This is a genomic window from Aquitalea sp. ASV11, assembly GCF_016429185.1.
GTDB classification, from domain to species: domain Bacteria; phylum Pseudomonadota; class Gammaproteobacteria; order Burkholderiales; family Chromobacteriaceae; genus Aquitalea; species Aquitalea pelogenes.
In genome coordinates, this window is sequence record NZ_JAELUD010000255.1 from 1 (window position 1) to 302 (window position 302).

Here is a 302-nt window from a genome sequence, read left to right on the forward strand (position 1 = left end):
CCAGCGCGCGACTGACCGGGTGGGTGCTGCAGGCGGCCAGCCCGGCAGCCAGCCAGACTGCTTCCACCGGGCTGTCGTTCACCAGCGTTTCCACCAACTGCACTGCCAGCTGGCCGCTGGTGAGGGTCTGTCTCTTATACACATCTGACGCTGCCGACGAACAGTAAGATGTGGTGTTGGGGGGGGGGGGGGGGGGGGGGGGGGGGGGGGGGGGGGGGGGGGGGGGGGGGGGGGGGGGGGGGGGGGGGGGGGGGGGGGGGGGGGGGGGGGGGGGGGGGGGGGGGGGGGGGGGGGGGGGGGGG

Annotated in this window: 1 protein-coding gene; it reads right to left on the minus strand. The window is 78.5% G+C overall.

Annotation, left to right across the window (positions count from 1 at the left end; all coding sequences use genetic code 11):
* A partial coding sequence (locus JHD62_RS22015) for a hypothetical protein (RefSeq protein ID WP_199104657.1) occupies window positions 1-302 on the minus strand: 302 nt, incomplete at both ends.